The organism is Bilophila sp. 4_1_30 (assembly GCF_000224655.1).
GTDB classification, from domain to species: domain Bacteria; phylum Desulfobacterota; class Desulfovibrionia; order Desulfovibrionales; family Desulfovibrionaceae; genus Bilophila; species Bilophila wadsworthia.
Genome location: NZ_JH114231.1, coordinates 27,785 through 30,909 on the forward strand (window position 1 = coordinate 27,785; position 3,125 = coordinate 30,909).

Annotated in this window: 1 protein-coding gene and 1 pseudogene; both read right to left on the reverse strand. The window is 68.4% G+C overall.

What is annotated here, in order from left to right:
- Window positions 1–2,680, reverse strand: a 2,680-nt coding sequence (locus HMPREF0178_RS00135) for a DUF4815 domain-containing protein (RefSeq protein WP_009367868.1), incomplete at its 3' end; no start/stop codon positions are given.
- 135 nt (window positions 2,681–2,815) lie between these two features.
- Window positions 2,816–3,125, reverse strand: a pseudogene (locus HMPREF0178_RS00140) (hypothetical protein); the annotation flags it as partial.

The window sequence follows — 3,125 nt, forward strand, 5'->3', positions numbered from 1 at the left end:
GGGTGTCGGCGTTCGGCGTCTCGGAGAGGGAGAGGAGCAGCAGGTCGGTGGCCCCGGCGACGGATACCGAGCCGAGTTCCTGCTGGCTCGACGCGCCGCTGAAGGACGCCTCCAGCAGCCGGAAGGTCAGGTCGCGGTCCTGATGGGCCGTCCATGTGCTGGCGTTGCTGGAGGAAAGCAGCACGCCGACCTGATAGGGCTGGCTGACGACCCACTGTTGCGCGGTGGCGTCGAACTTGCCGAGTTCGGCTACGGAAAGGGCCGTCTCCGCGTCGTCGCAGAGCACCACGAAGGCGTATTCGGTACCCGCCGCCAGCGAGAGCGGCGAGGGCAGGAGCACGCGGGTGTGGCCGCCGCCGGAGACGACGATGGAAGAGGCTGGGATATGGGCCTCGGCGAGCACCGTGCGGGAGGGCACGCCGTTGGCCACGTCGCGGATCTGCAGGCGGGCGTCGCCGCCTTTCGCCGTGAACCACAGATCGACCCCGGCAAGCTGGGTGGCCTTGTCCAGCACAAAGGTCTGGGCCAGCGGGTCCACCCAGATGGTGGTGATGGTGTTCACCTGCCGCAGGGTGTTGACCGTAAGCTGCCCCTGCCCGACGAAGACCGCCGAGGCCCGCGAGCCGCCCTTGCCCGTAAAGGTTACGGCCTTGGCCCCGGAGGGGACTTTGGCCGGGATGCGGAACGAACCGTCCAGCGTGCCGTTGCCGTCCGCGGTGCCGGAAACGGCCAGCGCGATGCCGTCGAACGTGGCCGAGGCAAGCTGTTCGCCCGAGCCGAACCCTTCAATGTGGTAGGCTACGTCGATTTCCCGCAGGTATTCCAGCTGGGAGGTCGTGGAGCCCACCGTTTCGGTCGCCGTCGAGGTCTGGCGGTCCACCACGATGTGGAAATAGCCGTCGCGGGAGACGTCGAACCGTTGGGTGATGGCGCTGGTCCAGTTGGTCTGGGTTTCGGTCCAGCGGTCCAAGGCGGGGTTCAGGCTCGCGCTCCCGGGGAGCGGGTCAAAGGCCATGTACGGGTTGACCTTCATGGAGCCGGTGCGCAGGGGCTGGGCCAGCAGGGGGGACGGCGTCCAAGGGTTGGCCGTGGGCGCGGCCACGTCGTTGGGCAGGGCCGTTGCCGTGGCTTCGATGGGCAGGGTCAGGACGCCATTGACCACGGCGGCGGTCTGGGAAAGCCCCTGATCGCGCATGTCGTCGTTCAGCAGCGGGTCGACGAAGATGCCCGCCCGTGCCCCGGACTCGCGGGTGAACACGTCGGCCTCGAGGCGCTGCCGGGCGACTTCCTGCTGCACCGCGTCGATGCGGCGGTTGATGGTTTCGATTTCCGAGAAGGGGACCACGCGCACGCCGTCGGAGCGCACGCTGCGGGTGTCGCGCCATGTCTGGGCGACGGTGGCGATGGGCAGGAGCGACGCGGGCAGGCTGGGGCTGCGCGGGTTGCTTTCCGAGGCCACGCCCTGCAGCCAGACGAACTGCCCTTCCTGATTCAGCGCCAGCCGGTCGAGGCGGGGCAGGGCCTGCCGGTAGGTGATGAGGATGGAGGTGCCGCTGGACGCGCCTTCAATGCGGAAGCCGTCGGCGTCCAGCCCCTTGGGTTCGGCGCTGGTCACGCACTCGTAGGTGCAGGAATAGGTCGAGCCGGTGGCGGGCTCGTTGCCCGTGGGGGACCAGTCCACGGTGTCGCCGTTCTTTTTGTAGTCCGCGCCCGCCGCATACACGGTATCACCCTGACGGCACTCGACGATGGAGACGATGGAGGTATCCGGCAGGGTGTCGGCGGCCCCGGAGTAGCTGCCGTGCACCACGCTGACGGTCTTGCGCGTGGTGATGCGCACGGCCTCGACGTCGTGCAGCGGGGGATGGGCAACCGTGATGCGCTGCCCGCCGGACTGCGTGGATGCGGCGTCGGCGGTATGCACTTCCGTATCGATGCGGCGCAGGTCGGGCACGGCGGTGTAGGTCAGGCGGCGGGAGGTGGGCATGTCCACGCCGTAGCCGTTGACGCGGGCGCGGCCTTCCGAAACCGTGTAGACCTGATGCCCGTCGGCGTCGTCCCCGGCCATAAGCACGGTCAGGCCGTCCACGATGTACGAGCCGCCCGCCGTGGAATCGCGGTCGTACTTGGCGATGCTCTGGGTGAACGTGTCCAGCGTGGGCGGGGCTTCCTTGGCCCGCAGTTCACCGTCGTCCACGGTATAGACGACGTAGAATTCCCCGTCGCCGTTGTCGCCGTCAAAGCCCCACGCGGCATTGGCCTGAAGCCGCCACGCGCCCGGTTCGCCTTCGCCGCGCGAGCCGATGGCGGGGTTGTACAGCGTGGGATCGTCAAGCTCGGACACCACGCGCTGCGTGAGCCGGATGCCCACAGCCACGGTGCCGACCACGGGGATGGTGAAGGTGGCCTCGGGCACGCCGCGTACCGCGCCCCGGAGATAGACGGCCCCGGACTGGGCCCGGACTTCGCCGGTCTCCTTGTTCACGATGATCCCGGCGTCGCGGATGATGTCGCCGTCCTTGAACAGCGCGTCGGCCACACCCTGCAGGCGGTGCATGGCGGCGGACTGCGCCTCGTTCAGCTCCGCGCCTTGCAGCGTGTAGCCGTCGCGGTAGAGGATTTTCTCGTAATTTTTCGATGCGTTGAAGTTGTCGTAATAGCTGTCGGGCATGTTGGGCATGAAAGCCTCCTAGGGGCCGCAGGGTACGGTGCCGAGACCCGGCCCCCGGAAAGGGGCTCGGAACGCGGCGCGGGCGGCGGCTGGCTGATGGCGTAAAGGGGGGACCGAAACGGTGTCGCGGGGGCGGGAATGGCCCTAGATCGGGAGGACGAACTCGACGGTCTGGCGGACGGAAGGGCTGCGGTTGATGCGCGGCAGGATGATCTGCGCCGCCAGCAGCAGGCCGGGGCTTTTGAGGTCGGCGGGCGTGAAGTAGCGCTGGCCCTCGGGCAGGCCCTCGACGAACTCGGTGTCCATGAACAGCCCCATTTCCCTGATGATCGCGTTGGAGGCGTCACTGTAGGCGTAGGCCGTCTGGACGTAGAGGTAGGGGGTCGGTTCCGTCACGAGCCGGTAGCGGGCCTCCTGCACCGCGCCCTCGGAGCCGGTGGCCACGGGGATGACG